The organism is Streptomyces sp. NPDC002476, from assembly GCF_042889785.1.
Classification (GTDB): domain Bacteria; phylum Actinomycetota; class Actinomycetes; order Streptomycetales; family Streptomycetaceae; genus Streptomyces.
In genome coordinates, this window is the sequence record NZ_JBIARH010000018.1 from 123,078 (window position 1) to 137,990 (window position 14,913).

The window sequence follows — 14,913 nt, forward strand, 5'->3', positions numbered from 1 at the left end:
GAGAGCACCACCGTGACACACCCGTTCCTCGACCTCGCCCCGCTCACCGCCGCGCGCTTCGCGGCCATCGAGCAGCGGGTGGCCGGCCTCCTGACCACCGAGCAGGACGTCGTCATCATGCAGGGCGAGGCGCTGCTCCCGCTCGAAGGGTGCATCCGGGGCGGTGCCCGGCCCGGTTCGACCGCGCTGAACGTCGTCACCGGCCCGTACGGGCAGACCTTCGGGAACTGGCTGCGGGACTGCGGCGCCGCGGTCGTCGACCTGGCGGTCCCGTTCCACACCGCGGTCACCGCCGACCAGGTCGCGCGGGCGCTGGACGAGCACCCGGAGATCGACTTCGTCTCCCTGGTCCACGCCGAGGCGGCGACGGGCAACACCAACCCGGTCGCGGAGATCGGCGAGGTCGTCCGCGCGCACGGGGCGCTGTTCATGCTGGACGCCGTCGCCTCGGTGGGCGCCGAGCCGCTGCTGCCCGACGCGTGGGGCGTCGACCTCTGCGTGATCGGCGCCCAGAAGGCGATGGGCGGCCCGGCCGGGGTGTCGGCGGTGTCGGTGAGCGGGCGCGCCTGGGAGCGGATCGCGGCCAACCCGAGGGCCCCGCGCCGCTCGTACCTCTCGCTCCTGGACTGGAAGGAGCGCTGGATCGACGGTGGCCGCAAGGCGCTGCTGCACGCCCCCGCCCAGCTGGAGATGCTGGCCCTGGAGGCGTGCGTGGACCGGATCGAGAGCGAGGGGCTGGACGCGCTGATGGCCCGGCACGCCTCGGCCTCCGCGGCGACGCGCGCGGGCGCGCTGGCGCTCGGCGGCGGGCTGACGCCGTACGTCCACGAGGCGAGGGACGCGGCGCCGGTCGCGACGACCCTGCGCGCGCCCGAGGGCACGGACGCGGCGGAGCTGGTCGCCCGGGCGCTGGCGGCCGATCCTTCGCTGCCGCTGATCGCGGGCGGGGGTGCGTTGTCCAAGGAGATGATCCGGGTCAATCACTACGGTGTGGACGCGACGCGGGGCGCGGTGCAGTCCTCGCTCGCGGCCCTGGGGGCGGCGCTGGCCGACACGGGCCGGCAGGTCGACTTCGAAACTGCCCGCAAGGCCGTTTCGGAAACCTGGCCGAGCGCATAAATACGCGCCGTTCACGCGATATTCCATAAATGCGGGGAGCTGCTTTATCCAGGGCAGCTTCCCGCATTCTTCTGCCCGCTTTCCCCAACCCTAAACACCCGACCTCCGAGGGGCTTCTCCCGACGTCGATCCACACAATTCCGTTGCGTGATCCGAGAGTTATGACCTTGTGACCGACTCCACAGCGCGACCGCTATGCCGGATAAAATAGCCTCAAAACGGTGGAAAGCGCAGCCCGGTCGCGCCAGTGCGCGCGCCCGCGTGATAACACGGGCGATCTGTCTGCCCAACCCCTCGCGTCGATGCAATTTGAGAATTTGCTGGGTAAATTCAATTTGCATGACCGCCGCACCAGCAGATTTTGCACGTGCCCGAAACGAATTCCTCACCATCGACACCCCACGAGTGGAGGACGGGGCCGCGATCTGGCGCATCGCCCGCGACTCCGAGGTCCTGGACCTCAACTCCTCGTACAGCTACCTGCTGTGGTGCCGTGACTTCGCCGCCACCTCCGTGGTGGCCCGCGACGGTTCCGGCGCGCCCGTCGCCTTCGTGACGGGCTACCTCCGGCCGGACCGCCCCGGCACGCTCGTCGTCTGGCAGGTGGCCGTCGACCGCGCCCACCGCGGATCCGGACTGGCGGGAAGGCTGCTGGACGCGCTGACCTCGCGGGTCGCCGACGCGCGGAGCCTGTCCCGCGTCGAGACGACCATCACCCCTGACAACACCGCGTCGGACCGGCTGTTCACCGCGTACGCGCGACGCCACGCGGCCGCCCTGGAGCGCGAGGTGCTCTTCGACGGCGAGCTGTTCCCCGAGGGAACGCATCTGCCCGAAGTCCTGTACCGCATCGGCCCGTTCCCCTCCTGAGCGGTCCGGAACGCATGACGCCACCCGCCACCCCCCTCAAGCAGGAGAACCCCCTGTGACCATCACCCCGCCCGCGCTGAGCGTCTTCGAGACCCTGGAGTCGGAGGTACGGAGCTACTGCCGCGGCTGGCCCGCGGTGTTCGACCGTGCGCAGGGCTCCCGTCTGACGGACGAGGACGGCCACGACTACCTCGACTTCTTCGCCGGCGCGGGATCCCTCAACTACGGCCACAACAACCCCGTGCTGAAACGCGCGTTGATCGACTACGTCGAGCGCGACGGGATCACCCACGGCCTCGACATGGCCACCACCGCGAAACGCGCCTTCCTGGAGTCCTTCCAGCACCATGTACTGCGTCCGCGCGACCTCCCGTACAAGGTGATGTTCCCCGGTCCCACCGGCACCAACGCGGTCGAGGCGGCGCTGAAGCTGGCCCGCAAGGTGAAGGGGCGCGAGTCGATCGTCTCGTTCACCAACGCGTTCCACGGCATGTCGCTGGGCTCCCTGGCCGTCACCGGCAACGCGTTCAAGCGGGCCGGGGCCGGCATCCCGCTGGTGCACGGGACCCCGATGCCGTTCGACAACTACCTCGACGGCCGGGTGCCCGACTTCCTCTGGTTCGAGCGGCTCCTGGAGGACCAGGGGTCGGGTCTCAACCAGCCGGCCGCCGTGATCGTCGAAACGGTGCAGGGCGAGGGCGGCATCAACGTGGCGCGCGCCGAGTGGCTGCGGGCGCTCGCCGGCCTGTGCCGGCGCCGCGACATGCTGCTGATCGTCGACGACATCCAGATGGGGTGCGGGCGCACGGGGGCCTTCTTCTCGTTCGAGGAGGCCGGCATCGTCCCCGACATCGTCACCCTGTCGAAGTCCATCAGCGGCTACGGACTGCCCATGTCGCTCTGCCTGTTCAGGCCGGAGCTGGACATCTGGGGGCCGGGCGAGCACAACGGCACGTTCCGCGGCAACAACCCGGCGTTCGTCACGGCCGCCGCCGCGCTGGACGCCTACTGGGCGGACGGCCAGACGGAGAAGCAGACCCTGGCCCGGGGCGAGCAGGTCGAACAGGCGCTCCTCGCGATCTGCGACGAACACGCCGGGCTCGGGGCGCGGTACCGGGGCCGCGGTCTGGTCTGGGGGGTGGAGTTCGCCGACACCTCGCGCGCCGCCGCGGTCTGCGCCCGCGCGTTCGAACTGGGCCTCCTGGTCGAGACCTCCGGTCCGCAGAGCGAGGTCGTGAAGCTGCTGCCGCCGCTGACCGTCACTCCCGAGGAACTGGACGAGGGGCTGCGCACGCTGGCCCGCGCGATCCGCGAGACGGCCTGACCCCGGGCCGGTCCGGGCCGGGGCGCGTCGGATCCCGCCCGTGCCCGACCGGCCCGCACCGGACCGCGACGCCCCGGCCCTGCCGCGAGGACGAGTCCCGCACCGGGCAGCACCGCACAGAGAACCGAGCACAGAGAACAGAGAACAGAGAAAGGCGACCCACCTACCGTGATCGTCCGATCCTTCAGCGACATCGAGAACACCGACCGGCACGTGAAGGCCGCTTCCGGCACCTGGGAGAGCAAGCGCATCGTGCTCGCGCGGGAGAAGGTCGGTTTCTCCCTCCACGAGACCACCATGTACGCGGGCACCGAGACGACCATGTGGTACGCGAACCACATCGAGGCCGTGCTGTGCGTCGAGGGCGAGGCCGAACTCACCGACGAGGAGACCGGCGAGAAGCACTGGATCACCCCCGGCACGATGTACCTGCTGGACGGCCACGAGCGCCACACCATGCGGCCGAAGACCGACTTCCGCTGCGTCTGCGTCTTCAACCCGCCGGTCACCGGACGGGAGGAACACGACGAGAACGGCGTCTACCCTCTGCTGACCGAGGAGGGCTGAGCTCCGTGACCACCGACGCGCACGCGGCCGTACGCACGGGCGCACGCCCCGACCTCTACCCCACGCGCGGCACGGCCGAGATGGTCACCCCCCGCCAGGACCCGGTCGTCTGGTCCGCGCCAGGCACCTCGGGACCGATCGCCGTGAAGGACCTCCAGGACTTCGACCGCGACGGCTTCCTCAGCGTGGACCGGCTGATCACCCCGGACGAGGTCGCCACCTGCCGCGCCGAGCTGGACCGGCTGATCGCCGACCCCGCGGTGCGCGCCGACGAGCGCTCGGTGATCGAGCCGAAGTCCCGGAAGGTCCGGTCGGTCTTCGAGGTCCACCGGATCAGCGAGGTCTTCGCCCGGCTGGTCGCCGACGAGCGGGTGGTGGGCCGGGCCCGTCAGATCCTCGGCTCGGACGTGTACGTCCACCAGTCCCGGATCAACGTGAAGCCGGGGTTCGGCGCCTCGGGGTTCTACTGGCACTCGGACTTCGAGACCTGGCACGCCGAGGACGGTCTGCCGCGCATGCGGACGGTGTCCGTGTCGATCGCGCTGACCGAGAACCACGACACCAACGGCGGGCTGATGATCATGCCCGGTTCGCACAGGTCGTTCCTCGGCTGCGCCGGCGCGACCCCGCGGGACAACTACAAGCAGTCCCTGCGCATGCAGGACGCCGGCACCCCGTCCGACGAGGCGCTGACCGGGCTGGCCGACCGGCACGGCATCAAGCTCTTCACGGGACCGGCGGGTTCGGCGACCTGGTTCGACTGCAACTGCATGCACGGCTCGGGCGACAACATCACCCCGTATCCGCGCAGCAACGTGTTCATCGTCTTCAACAGCGTGGAGAACGCCGCCGAGGAGCCGTTCGCGGCACCGGCGCGGCGTCCGGAGTTCATCGGGGCACGGGACTTCACGCCGGTGGGGTGACGTCCCCCGGCGGGCCGGACCGGCCGGGGGCGTACCGGGCCGTGGCGGGAAGGCGCGCCCCTCGGGGCTCGTCGGCGGGGCGGTCAGAGTCCCGCGCCGAGGACGTCCGGCCACACCGTGCCGTCCGCGCCCCCGCCGGCCCGGGTCAGCGACAGCTCCGCCCAGATGACCTTTCCGTGCGGGGTGTAACGGGTGCCCCAGCGTTCGGCCACTCTGGCGACGAGGAACAGACCGCGGCCCCCTTCATCCGTCACGGCGGCGTCGCGCAGATGGGGCGAGGTGCTGCTGGCGTCGGCCACCTCACAGGTCAGGGTGCGGTCGTACAGCAGTCGTACGGTGACCGGCGCGGAGCCGTAGCGGATGGCGTTGGTGATCAACTCGCTGAGGACCAGCTCCATCGGGAACGCGAGCGCGGGCAGGCCCCAGTCGTCGAGCTTCCGGGCCACGGCGGCGCGCATCCCCGCCACCGCGGCGGGGTCGAACGGCACGTCCCAGTCGGCGAAGCGGTCGGGCGGGACCGCCCGCGTCCGGGCGATGAGCAGTGCCACGTCGTCCTTCGGCCGACTGGGCAGGAGCGCGTCGAGCACCGCCTGGCAGCTCTCCTCCGGCGACCGGTCGGGGTGGCCCGCCAGGGCCTGGCGCAGCAGCTCGATCCCCACGTCGATGTCCCGGGTCCGGTCCTCGATGAGCCCGTCGGTGTAGAGGACGAACTGCGTGCCCTCCGCAACCGTCAGTTCCGCTGTCTCGAACGGCATGCCCCCCAGGCCCAGGGGCGGGCCGGCCGGCAGGTCGGGGATGGACACGCCGCCGTCGGGCCGGACCAGCGCGGGCGGGGGATGACCGGCCCGCGCCACGGCGCAGTGGCGGGAGACGGGGTCGTAGATCACGTAGAGGCAGGTGGCTCCCATGACGCCCGCGCCGACGGCGGTCTCCGCCTCCTCCTGGTCGATGCGCGCGACCAGGTCGTCCAGGTGGCCGAGGATCTCGTCGGGCGGCAGGTCGAGCGTGGAGAAGTTGTGCACGGCCGTGCGCAGCCGTCCCATCGTGGCGGCCGCGTGCAGGCCGTGGCCGACGACGTCCCCGACGACCAGCGCCACCCGGCTGCCCGGGAGCGGGATCACGTCGAACCAGTCGCCGCTCACCCCGGAGATCGCCGGCAGGTAGCGATGGGCGACCTCGAGCGCGCTCTGTTCGGGCAGGGCCCTCGGGAGCAGGCTGCGCTGCAGTGTCACGGCCATGACGTGCTCACGGGTGTAGCGGCGGGCGTTGTCGATGCTGACGGCCGCCCGGACGACCAGTTCCTCGGCCAGGGACAGGTCGTCCTCGTCGAACGGCTGGGGCTTGTCGCAGCGCCAGAAGTCGGCCATGCCCAGGATGACGCCCCGTGCCTGGAGGGGCACCGTGATCAGGGAGTGGATGCCGTAATCGACGATCCTCCGGGTCCGCTCCGGGTCCTGGGCGAGCCAGCCGGGCGCGGCGGACAGGTCGGGCACCAGCTCCGGCCGGCCGGTGGCGAAGGCCCGTGCCTGCGGAGTGGAGGGGAGGAAGCTGGTCAGGCGGCCGGGGCGGTAGAGGGGGTGGTCGTCCCGGACGCCGTGGACGGCGGTGCGGCGCATGTCCGCTTCCGTACCGGCCGGCTCGTCCCCCCGCAGGACCGGGTCGGCGAGATCGACGGTGACGAAGTCGGCCAGCCGGGGCACCGCGACCTCGGTCAGTTCCTCGGCCGTGCCCACCACGTCGAGGGTGGTACCGATACCGAGACTGGCGTCGTACAGCAGCCGCAGCCGTTCACGGGCGTTCTCCGCCCTGCCGGACAGCGCCCGCAGTTCCGTGGAGTCGCGCAGGGTCGCGACCGTCCCCTTGGGTCCGCCGTGACGGTCCGTGGTCCGCTGATTCACCGCGAGCAGCCGGTCCCCCACGAGATGCACCTCGTCCGTGGCCGTGCGCCCCGAGGTGAGCAGTGCCGTCATGCCGGGGTCGAGACCGGCCACTTCCGAGATGTGCCGCCCCTCGGCCTCGAACGGCAGGTCCAGCAGCCGTCTGGCCTCGTCGTTGGCCAGCAGCAGCCGGCCGTCGTTGCCGACGATGAGCACGCCCTCGCGCACGGAGTGCAGCACCGCATCGTGGTGCTCGTACATGCGGGTCATCTCGGCAGGTCCCAGCCGGTGGGTCTGCCGTCGCAACCGTCTGGCGACCAGCGCCGTCCCGGCCGTGGCCATGGTGAGCGCGGTCGCCCCCGCGCCGAGGATGATCGGGATCTGCCGTGTCACCGCTCCGGTCACGTTCTTGGCCTTCACCCCGGCGGCCACCAGGCCCACGACCTTGTGCGCGGAACCGTGGACGGGGACGATCGCCTGCACCTCGCGGCCGAGCGGGCCGTTGACGCTCTCGGTGTACACGTGGCCGGCCAGCGGTGGGCCGATGTTGCCGACGGCCCTCTTCCCGATCAGTTCCGGCCGGGGATGCGTATAGCGGATCCCCCGCGTGTCCGTCACGACGATGAAGTCGACATCGGCCGCCTTCCGCCCCGCCTCGGTGAGCGGCTGGAGCACCCGGGAGGGATCGGGGGCACTCAGCGCGGCCACGACGCCCGGCGAGTGCGCGAACGTCTGCGCGACGGCGATGCAGCGGCGTCTCGCCTCGGTCTCGCTGTCGTACCGGGACTCCACGACGAGCGCCAGGACCGCGGCGGCCACCAGGAGCACGACCACGGCCACCTGGAGGGCGAAGACCTGGCCCGCGAGGCTCCGGGGGTACTTGCCCACGAGTGACCGAAGCTGTGCGCTCCGGAATCGGCCGCGACGACTGACCACATTGCCCTTTGTAACACCGCGGGGTCGAGGGCGCGTGCTGCGAAGGCGGCCGGGGCCCCTCGGTACGCGACCGGCGTGACGCCGCCCGCGCCGGTCCGGCGGCCACGGGACCGGACCCGCTCCGGGCCGGTACGGGTGACGCGGCGGTCCGCCGACGCCGCCATCGTGACGGGCCGTGTTCACGCGACCGGGCGCCACCTTCTCGCGGCCGTCAGGAAGCGCTCGAACGCGGCCCGGTCGCCCCCGTGGACTCAGCGGGCGAGCACGTCCAGGGCCCGGTCCGCGTCGGCCTCCGTGTTGTAGAGGTGGAAGGCCGCGCGCAGACTTCCCGCCCGGTCCGAGACCACCACCCCGGCCCGCGCCAGCTCGGCCGCCCGTCCGCCGAGTCCGGGCACGGCCACGATGGCCGACTCCCCCGCCACCGCCTCGTGCCCCAGCCCGGCGAGCCCTTCCCGGAAGCGGGCCGCGAGCCCCGTGACGTGGGCGTGGACGGCGTCGACACCGACCTCGCCCAGCAGCGCGAGGGAGTGCTCGGCCCCGTGGTACGAGAGGAAGGACAGCGGTTCGTCATAGCGGCGGGCGCTCTGCGAGAGCCGCCGGACCGGGCCGTACGTGCTGTTCCAGGGGTCGTCGGAGGCGACCCACGCGGCGAAGAGGGCCGGGAGGGTGCGCTGCGCCTCCTCGGTGACGGTGAGGAACGACGTGCCCCGCGGACCGAGCAGGAACTTGAAGCCGCCGACGACGGTGTAGTCGTACGCCCCGGCGTCCAGCGGGAGCCAGCCGGCCGACTGGGTGGCGTCGAGCAGAGTCCGGGCGCCGTGGGCCGCCGCCGCCTTCCGTACCGCGTCGAGGTCGGCGATCCGGCCGTCGGCGGACTGCACGGAGGAGAGGGCGACGAGCGCGGTCCCGGGCCGTACCTCGTCGGCCAGCGCCTCCAGCGGCACGTACCGCACCCTCAGATCGCCACGGACCGCGAACGGGCTGACGACGGAGCTGAACTCCCCCTCGGGCGCCAGGACTTCGGCCCCCGCCGGGAGCGAGGCCGCGATCAGCCCGACGTGCACGGAGACGGAACCGCCGACGGCGACCCGGTCGGCGTCGACCCCGACGAGGCGGGCGAAACCGGCCCGGGCCGCCTCCACCGCCTCGAAGTCGCCGGAACCGGCTCTGCGTCCCGTGGCGAGTTCGTCGACGAGCTTCTTCACGGCCTCCACCGCACGGCGGGGCAGCAGGCCGCAGCTGGCGGTGTTGAGGTACGTGGTCTCCGGTGCGAACTGGTCTTCCACCACATGGCTGAGCGAGGCAGTCTCCATGCGTCCAGCCTGAAGCCGCCTTGATCGCCCGTCAATCAGTGACGATCAGCGAAGACCGCCGACGCTCAAAGGCCCGCGCCGGGACTGTCGGGACTGCCGGATCCGCCGTCCACGCGCCCGGACTGCCGGAACTGTCGGGACTGCCGGGGCTCAGGAGGCGCCACCGCCGTTCTGCGGGACCTCGCAGGCGCCGTCGGCGTCGCAGGACGCCGCGTCCCCGCCGATCGCGGTCAGCGGCCGGTCCTTCCACGCCTGTTCGAGCGCCTGCGCGAAGACCTCGGCGGGCTGGCCGCCGGAGATCCCGTACCGCCGGTCGAGCACGAAGAACGGCACCGCGTTGGCCCCCAGCTCGGACGCCTCCCGCTCGTCCGCCCGCACCTCGTCGGCGTACGCCTCCGGATCGGCGAGCACGGCCCGCGCCTCGTCCGCGTCGAGCCCGGCCTCGACGGCCAGCTCGACCAGCACATCGGCGTCGTAGACGGAACGCTCCTCGGCGAAGTTCGCCCGGTAGGCGAGGGTCAGCAGCTCGTCCTGGCGACCGCGGGCCTTGGCCAGGTGGAGCAGCCGGTGGATGTCGAAGGTGTTGCCGTGGTCGCGGCCCTCGGTGAGGTAGCCGAGCCCCTCGGCCCGGGCGTTGGCCGCGACGTTCTCCTCCATGGCCCGCGCCTCCTCGGGGGTGCGACCGTACTTCCGCGCCAGCATGTCGACCACCTGCACGGTGTCACCCTTGGCCTGCCCGGGGTCGAGCTCGAAGGACCGGTGCACGACCTCGACCTGGTCGCGGTGGGCGAACCCCGCCAGGCCCTTCTCGAAGCGGGCCTTGCCGATGTAGCACCAGGGGCAGGCGATGTCGCTCCAGATCTCGACGCGCATGTCTCTTCTTCTCTCCGGGAGTCGGGGGGCTGGGGCCCGGCCCCCGGAATCCGGGGCCCGAGCAGCGCGAAGCGCTCCTCCGCGCACCGGGACGAACACCACGGCGGCCCCGCGCATTCCCGGAACACGAACCGGCCGGTGCGGGGCCCGCCGCCCACCGCGCGCGAGCATGTCGGCCGGCCGTGAGAGAAAGTCCGTCTCCGGTTGAACCATGCGCCCAAGCACATCGTTCCAGGTGCTGAGCAAGGTAAATGCCGTGATCCGGGAGTCGACATGCACAGGAACCCAACCCGTCAGCAGACAGCGGCCGCTGTGGCAGCCCGTTGACCGAGGCGACCCGCAGCGTCGACGCGCTCCAGCAGGAGTTCGGCCCTGCGGTGCGCGCGTACCTCGATTCCCGCTGGCGGGACAGGCACCAGGCCGAGGACATGTTCCAGGAGACCTTCCTGCGGGCCTGGCGCTCGGGCGCTCCCGAGCCCGACGGTCCGTACACGCGTGCCCAGATCCGGTCCTGGCTGTTCACCATCGCGCGCAGCGTGCTCGTCGACCACCACCGGGCCGAGAGCCGACGCCCCGCACTGCCCCGAGGCCACGAGGAGCTGGCCGCCCTCAGCGACGCGACGAGCCTGCCGGTCACGGAGACCGATCGGCTCGCGGACGCCTGGCTCGTGCGCGCGGCGCTCGACCAGCTCACCCCAATCCATCGAGAGGTAGTTGTGGATCTTTACTACCACGGGCGCACCGTGGCGGAGACCGCTGAACGCATCGGTGTCCCTGAGGGGACCGTCAAGTCCCGCGCCTACTACGGCACCCGTGCCCTGCGTGCCGCCCTGCAGGACCAGGGGCTCGTACCGTGAGCGCATCCGGCCCGGATGACCCGCGGCTGCGTCCATCGTCCGAACACGCCCAGGTCAGCGGCTGGCTGGGGGCCTACGTGCTCGGCGGGCTCAGCGCCCGTGACCAGGCCCGTACCGACGCCCACCTGCTGGCCTGTGCCGAGTGCAGCCGTGCCTGCGACGCGCTGTTCGACGTTCCCGAGGCCCTGGCCGCGGGCGGCCCACAGGCACTTCAGGACCGGGTCGAGCCCGTGCCGCCTGTGGCACGGCCGATGAGATGGCGGCTGGCCGCGGCCGGGGTCGCCCTGGCTGCCTGCGCCGCAGGTGTCGGCTTCGCTCTCGGTGCCACCACGTCCGGTGACAACGCGCCGCCGCAGGCCGCCGTCGTACGCGACATGGCTCTCGGCGGAGCCCCCGGCCAGGTCACCGGCAGCGCCGAGCTGGCTTCCCGGCCCTGGGGCACCGAGGTGCGCCTCACTCTGCGCGATCTTCCGCCGCACGAGCGCGTGACGCTCGTGACCGAGAACCGTGACGGCCGCAAGGAAGTGGCGGCGGCCTGGGTCAGCCCCGGCAACGGCAAGGTCAACGTCACCGGCGCGACGGGCATCAAGGCCCAGGACATCGTCCGCATCAGCATTCTCGACGCCGAACAACAAGATCTGACGCAACGCCGTATCTAGTACCCCTCCCGGCACTAGTACCGCGTCTCCTTCGCTTCTCCCCTCCGGTACGGCAGTTCGGCCCAGACCTGCCGACCATCGCACAGCACGACACCACCAACAGGAGTGACAGCATGACCAGCAAGCGCCTCGCGACCACGACGGCCGCCGCCTTCCTTCTCGTCGGCCTCGGCGCCCCCGGTGCGCTCGCGCTCACCGAGTCCACCGTGACCGGCGAACTCAAACTGATCGACACGCAGTACGGCAAGGCGCTCGCCGACTCGGACGGCAACGCCCTCTACGTCTGGGAGAAGGACTCCGCGTCCACCTCCGCCTGCAAGGACGAGAAGTGCGTGACCGCCTGGCCGGCCGCACTCGCGGGCGACAAGCAGGAGGCGGACGGCGCTGTGACCGGCAAGCTCGGACACATCGACTCCGTGCAGGCCCCGACCAAGGGCAAGCAGCAGCTCACCATCAACGACCAGCCGCTGTACTACTTCGCCAAGGACGCCGCGGCCGGCGACGTCAAGGGGCACGGCCTCGCTCCGGGCGGTGCCGGGACCACCTGGTACCTCGTCGGCGCCGACGGTGAGCGTCTCGCCACCAAGGCTTCCACGGGCGGGGCGGGCTCCGACTCGGCCAAGGGCGATGGTGCCGGGCAGACCGCCGACAAGCCCAAGGGCGGCGTCGACGCCGGCGCCGAGGGTGCCACGGACAAGACCTCCCTCATCGCCGTAGGCGGCGGTGTCGCCGCCCTCGGTGCCGCGGCCCTCGGCTACTCCGTCATCAGGCGGCGGAGCCGCGGCTCCGCCGCCTGATGACCGGCAGGCACGCATACCGGCGGGGCGTCGCGGGCTCGCGTCCGCGGCGCCCCGCCGGCGCCGCTGCGGGGGCGGGCTCGCTCGCCCTCGGGATCGGCATCGTCGTGTACGGCGGCCTGGGCTCCCCCGCCGACGACACGGGCGCGCACATCCCGGTGGCGGCGTCCCGGCAGGACACCTCCCCCGCGACGACCACGCCCGCTGCCGCCCCCTTGGCCCGGTCCGAGCCGGTCCGGGTCCGCATGGCGGCCGCGGGCGTGGACACGGGGCCACTGCTGCGACTCGGCCTGCGCAGCGACGGGAGCGTGCAGGTGCCCTCTGTCGCCCAGGCGGACCGCATGGGCTGGTACACCGGAGCGGTCACTCCGGGGGAGCGTGGGCCGGCCGTGCTCATCGGCCACTTCGACACCGTCGAGGGGCCCGCCGTGCTGCGCGACATCTCCCGCATGCGCCCCGGGGACACGATCCTGGTCGACCGGGCGGACGGCAGGCAAGCCGAGTTCACCGTCCGGGAGCTGCAGCAGGTCCCGAAGGACCGCTTTCCCACCGAGCGGGTCTACGGCGACACCAGCACAGCCACCCTGCGCGTCGTCACCTGCGGCGGCGCCCTCACCGACGGCCACAGGCCCGACAACATCATCGTCTACGCGGAGTTGACCCGAACCAGATGACTGCCCTGCACGCACGTCCGTCCCGCACACGCGCCGCCCGCTGTGCCTGCGCCGCCGCACTGGCCTCTGCCGCCCTGCTGCTGAGCGCGTGCTCGTCGCCCGACGGCTCCTCCGCGAAGGCCACGCCGAGCGCTGCCTCCGCCTCCTCCGGTGCCCGCACGAGCCTCCTCGCACAGACCCCGGACTCGTTGAACGTACCGCGCGGGGGCCGGCTGGCCGTTCCCGTGACCTTCGGGTGGAAGGGAGAGCGCCCAGCGGCGGGGGCCGAGCTGAGAATGACCGCGAAGAACGGATTCACCTGGGCGGCCGTCGCCAGCAGGGGCACGCGCGTGAACCCGTCGACGGTGAGCATCACCTACGACGACCTGCCCAAGTCCGGTAAGACCAAGGCTCGTCTGCAGGCGCCCGACGGGGCATGGGACGCCTCGAAGCCCGCACTGAGCGTCGAACTGGTCGAGAAGGGCGCGGCCGGCGGTTCCGCCTCGGGCGACAGCGTCAGCGCGACCAGGGCCGCGGAAGAGGAGGCCGACGTGGACCTGTTCATGTTCCCGCCGCCCCGTGCCTCGAAGCCGGACGCCGACGGAGTGGTCACGTACGACTTCGACTACGGCAACCAGGGCTCGCAGCCCGCCAAGGGGACGATCCGGCTGGAACCGTTCCCGGGATACGCGGTGCACTGGAAGCCCAAGGAGTGTGCCACGCCCGCGAAGGACGGAACCGTCACCTGCGATCTCGGCGACATCCCGGCGCAGGCCACCTTCACGTTCAAGGTCAAGGTCCCCGAGGGAGCCACCGGCATCCCGGAGGCCGTGCGGTACAGCATCCGGCCGGCCGGCTCGACGGACGCCGATCCGCTCAACAACGACGGCATACGCTTCGTCGAGATCAACCGCTGACGCGGTGACGACGTGGGCCGGACCGGCTCCTCGGCCCGGCCCGCCCCACGCATCCGTACGGGTGCGGTCTCGGCCCGGCGAGAGCAGCGGGCCGTGCGGGTCGTGCGCGGCCGGACGCCGCCTCCGCCGGCAGCGCGGCGGGCCGCATCGGCCCGTACCGCCTTCCCGGACGGTGGGCAAGGGGCCACGCCCCGGTCCACGGCGAGCAACCGGCCCGGGCGGCGCGTGCGCGGACACACCACGCGCAACGCCTGAACCATCACGGCACGGACGGAGGGCATCAAACACCTGCGCGGGCGCTGGGGCACGTGATGTGATCCCACGGAGAGCGAAGGTCACGACCGAGGGGGAGCCTGATGATTTCCGAGCCGGAGATGACGGGGGACTTCGGCCCCACCGACTCCCGCGAGGTGATGGACGGCTTCGGCAACGACCCCGTCGGGAGGCCCGGGGAGCGCAGACCATGGCTGTGGGCGCTGGGCGGGGCCGTCATGGCCACCGTCCTCTGGGCCGGGGCGTTCTTCCTGTACGGACTCGGCGACCGGAGACCGGACATGCACGGGTACCGGCTGGACAAGGATCCCTGCCCGTCCCTGCGGCTGAAGTCGATCGGCGCGGCGATCGGACCGAGGGAGAGCACCACCGACACCGGACCGCGCGTCGTGAGCCATGCCGCCCTCGACCAGGTGCGCTGTTACATTCCGCTCCGATCACCGGACGGGGAGGAGCAGCCCGCCCGGGGCTGGTCGATCGCGTACAGCGTCGGAGTCATGGTGGCACTCCACAAGCAGACGGACCCCCGGGCCGAGTTCGAGGCGCTGAGACGCGTCACCGATCTGGGCATCGCGCCCGAGGCGAAGCTGGAGACGGTTCCGAACCTCGGCGACCGGGCGTACCTGCTGACCAGTGACGACGAAACCTCGGAACTCCGGGTGCTGGAGGGCGGCGCGGTCTTCTCCCTGAGCCTGTCCGTCTTCACCCATTACCTGAACAGCAGCCCGGACGAGCGGCCCCCGGACGACGGACCGGAGACCCCGAACGCGTCCGCCTACCATTCGGCCCTGATCAGTGACATGCGTGACCTCATGGCGAGTCTCAAACGCTGAGGGCCCGCTCCCGCGCCCCGCTGGTCACGGCACAGACCTCGGCCCATACGGTCTTCCCGGACGGCGGGCAAGGGGCCACGCCCCGGTCCACGGCGAGCAACCGGCCCGGGCGGCCGGGTCAC

The 14,913-nt window shown here is 72.0% G+C and carries 14 protein-coding genes; 11 read left to right on the plus strand and 3 right to left on the minus strand.

All coding sequences use genetic code 11. From position 1 onward, the window contains the following. The first annotated feature begins 12 nt into the window (after positions 1 to 12). The 5 genes from ACFYXM_RS21490 to thpD all read left to right on the plus strand — a co-directional run bounded on the left by ACFYXM_RS21490 (position 13) and on the right by thpD (position 4,803). The gene (locus ACFYXM_RS21490; RefSeq protein ID WP_389291426.1) at positions 13 to 1,119 is read left to right on the plus strand and encodes a pyridoxal-phosphate-dependent aminotransferase family protein; all 1,107 of its coding nucleotides are present in this window, start codon (positions 13 to 15) and stop codon (positions 1,117 to 1,119) included. 405 nt (positions 1,120 to 1,524) lie between these two features. Further along, complete coding sequence (gene ectA / locus ACFYXM_RS21495) at positions 1,525 to 1,989, plus strand: diaminobutyrate acetyltransferase (protein ID WP_389291479.1); 465 nt, start codon at positions 1,525 to 1,527, stop codon at positions 1,987 to 1,989. 55 nt (positions 1,990 to 2,044) lie between these two features. Beyond that, positions 2,045 to 3,313, plus strand: coding sequence for a diaminobutyrate--2-oxoglutarate transaminase (gene ectB / locus ACFYXM_RS21500; RefSeq protein WP_389291427.1), 1,269 nt, complete (start codon positions 2,045 to 2,047; stop codon positions 3,311 to 3,313). A gap of 168 nt (positions 3,314 to 3,481) precedes the next feature. Beyond that, on the plus strand, positions 3,482 to 3,880 hold the full coding sequence (locus ACFYXM_RS21505) for an ectoine synthase (protein WP_389291429.1): 399 nt from the start codon (positions 3,482 to 3,484) through the stop codon (positions 3,878 to 3,880). A gap of 80 nt (positions 3,881 to 3,960) precedes the next feature. Further along, positions 3,961 to 4,803, plus strand: coding sequence for an ectoine hydroxylase (gene thpD / locus ACFYXM_RS21510; RefSeq protein ID WP_389291481.1), 843 nt, complete (start codon positions 3,961 to 3,963; stop codon positions 4,801 to 4,803). 83 nt (positions 4,804 to 4,886) lie between these two features. Here thpD and ACFYXM_RS21515 read toward each other — a convergent pair whose 3' ends face one another. The 3 genes from ACFYXM_RS21515 to ACFYXM_RS21525 form a co-directional block, all read right to left on the minus strand. Beyond that, complete coding sequence (locus tag ACFYXM_RS21515; protein ID WP_389291431.1) at positions 4,887 to 7,568, minus strand: SpoIIE family protein phosphatase; 2,682 nt, start codon at positions 7,566 to 7,568, stop codon at positions 4,887 to 4,889. Positions 7,569 to 7,867: 299 nt separating this feature from the next. Continuing rightward, positions 7,868 to 8,929, minus strand: a complete 1,062-nt coding sequence (locus tag ACFYXM_RS21520) for an aminotransferase class V-fold PLP-dependent enzyme (RefSeq protein ID WP_389291433.1) — start codon at positions 8,927 to 8,929, stop codon at positions 7,868 to 7,870. Positions 8,930 to 9,079: 150 nt separating this feature from the next. Then, positions 9,080 to 9,802: a DsbA family oxidoreductase gene (locus tag ACFYXM_RS21525; protein WP_389291434.1), complete on the minus strand. Its 723-nt coding sequence runs from the start codon at positions 9,800 to 9,802 to the stop codon at positions 9,080 to 9,082. Positions 9,803 to 10,125: 323 nt separating this feature from the next. On the opposite strand from ACFYXM_RS21525, the gene ACFYXM_RS21530 reads away from it, so the two are divergent. The 6 genes from ACFYXM_RS21530 to ACFYXM_RS21555 all read left to right on the plus strand — a co-directional run bounded on the left by ACFYXM_RS21530 (position 10,126) and on the right by ACFYXM_RS21555 (position 14,791). After that, positions 10,126 to 10,659, plus strand: coding sequence for a sigma-70 family RNA polymerase sigma factor (locus tag ACFYXM_RS21530; RefSeq protein WP_389291436.1), 534 nt, complete (start codon positions 10,126 to 10,128; stop codon positions 10,657 to 10,659). Next, the gene (locus tag ACFYXM_RS21535) at positions 10,656 to 11,318 is read left to right on the plus strand and encodes an anti-sigma factor family protein (RefSeq protein WP_389291438.1); all 663 of its coding nucleotides are present in this window, start codon (positions 10,656 to 10,658) and stop codon (positions 11,316 to 11,318) included. The genes ACFYXM_RS21530 and ACFYXM_RS21535 overlap by 4 nt, the downstream gene beginning before the upstream one ends. Before the next feature lie 113 nt (positions 11,319 to 11,431). Next, positions 11,432 to 12,115 carry a hypothetical protein gene (locus ACFYXM_RS21540; protein ID WP_389291439.1) on the plus strand — a complete coding sequence of 228 codons (684 nt, stop codon included), beginning with the start codon at positions 11,432 to 11,434 and terminating at the stop codon, positions 12,113 to 12,115. After that, entirely contained in the window at positions 12,115 to 12,789 is a 675-nt protein-coding gene (locus ACFYXM_RS21545) for a class F sortase (RefSeq protein WP_389291440.1), read from the plus strand. Before ACFYXM_RS21540 ends, ACFYXM_RS21545 begins: the two co-directional genes overlap by 1 nt. Then, positions 12,786 to 13,685: a hypothetical protein gene (locus tag ACFYXM_RS21550; RefSeq protein WP_389291441.1), complete on the plus strand. Its 900-nt coding sequence runs from the start codon at positions 12,786 to 12,788 to the stop codon at positions 13,683 to 13,685. Before ACFYXM_RS21545 ends, ACFYXM_RS21550 begins: the two co-directional genes overlap by 4 nt. A 356-nt stretch (positions 13,686 to 14,041) precedes the next feature. Further along, complete coding sequence (locus ACFYXM_RS21555; protein ID WP_389291443.1) at positions 14,042 to 14,791, plus strand: hypothetical protein; 750 nt, start codon at positions 14,042 to 14,044, stop codon at positions 14,789 to 14,791. Positions 14,792 to 14,913 lie beyond the last annotated feature (122 nt).

Bases quoted from the DNA above. Each gene is read 5' to 3' on its own strand.
- ACFYXM_RS21545 (WP_389291440.1), top strand. From the start codon at position 12,115: ATGACCGGCAGGCACGCATACCGGCGGGGCGTCGCGGGCTCGCGTCCG.
- ACFYXM_RS21540 (WP_389291439.1), top strand. From the start codon at position 11,432: ATGACCAGCAAGCGCCTCGCGACCACGACGGCCGCCGCCTTCCTTCTC.
- thpD (WP_389291481.1), top strand. From the start codon at position 3,961: ATGGTCACCCCCCGCCAGGACCCGGTCGTCTGGTCCGCGCCAGGCACC.
- ACFYXM_RS21525 (WP_389291434.1), bottom strand. From the start codon at position 9,802: ATGCGCGTCGAGATCTGGAGCGACATCGCCTGCCCCTGGTGCTACATC.
- ACFYXM_RS21550 (WP_389291441.1), top strand. From the start codon at position 12,786: ATGACTGCCCTGCACGCACGTCCGTCCCGCACACGCGCCGCCCGCTGT.
- ACFYXM_RS21520 (WP_389291433.1), bottom strand. From the start codon at position 8,929: ATGGAGACTGCCTCGCTCAGCCATGTGGTGGAAGACCAGTTCGCACCG.
- ACFYXM_RS21555 (WP_389291443.1), top strand. From the start codon at position 14,042: ATGATTTCCGAGCCGGAGATGACGGGGGACTTCGGCCCCACCGACTCC.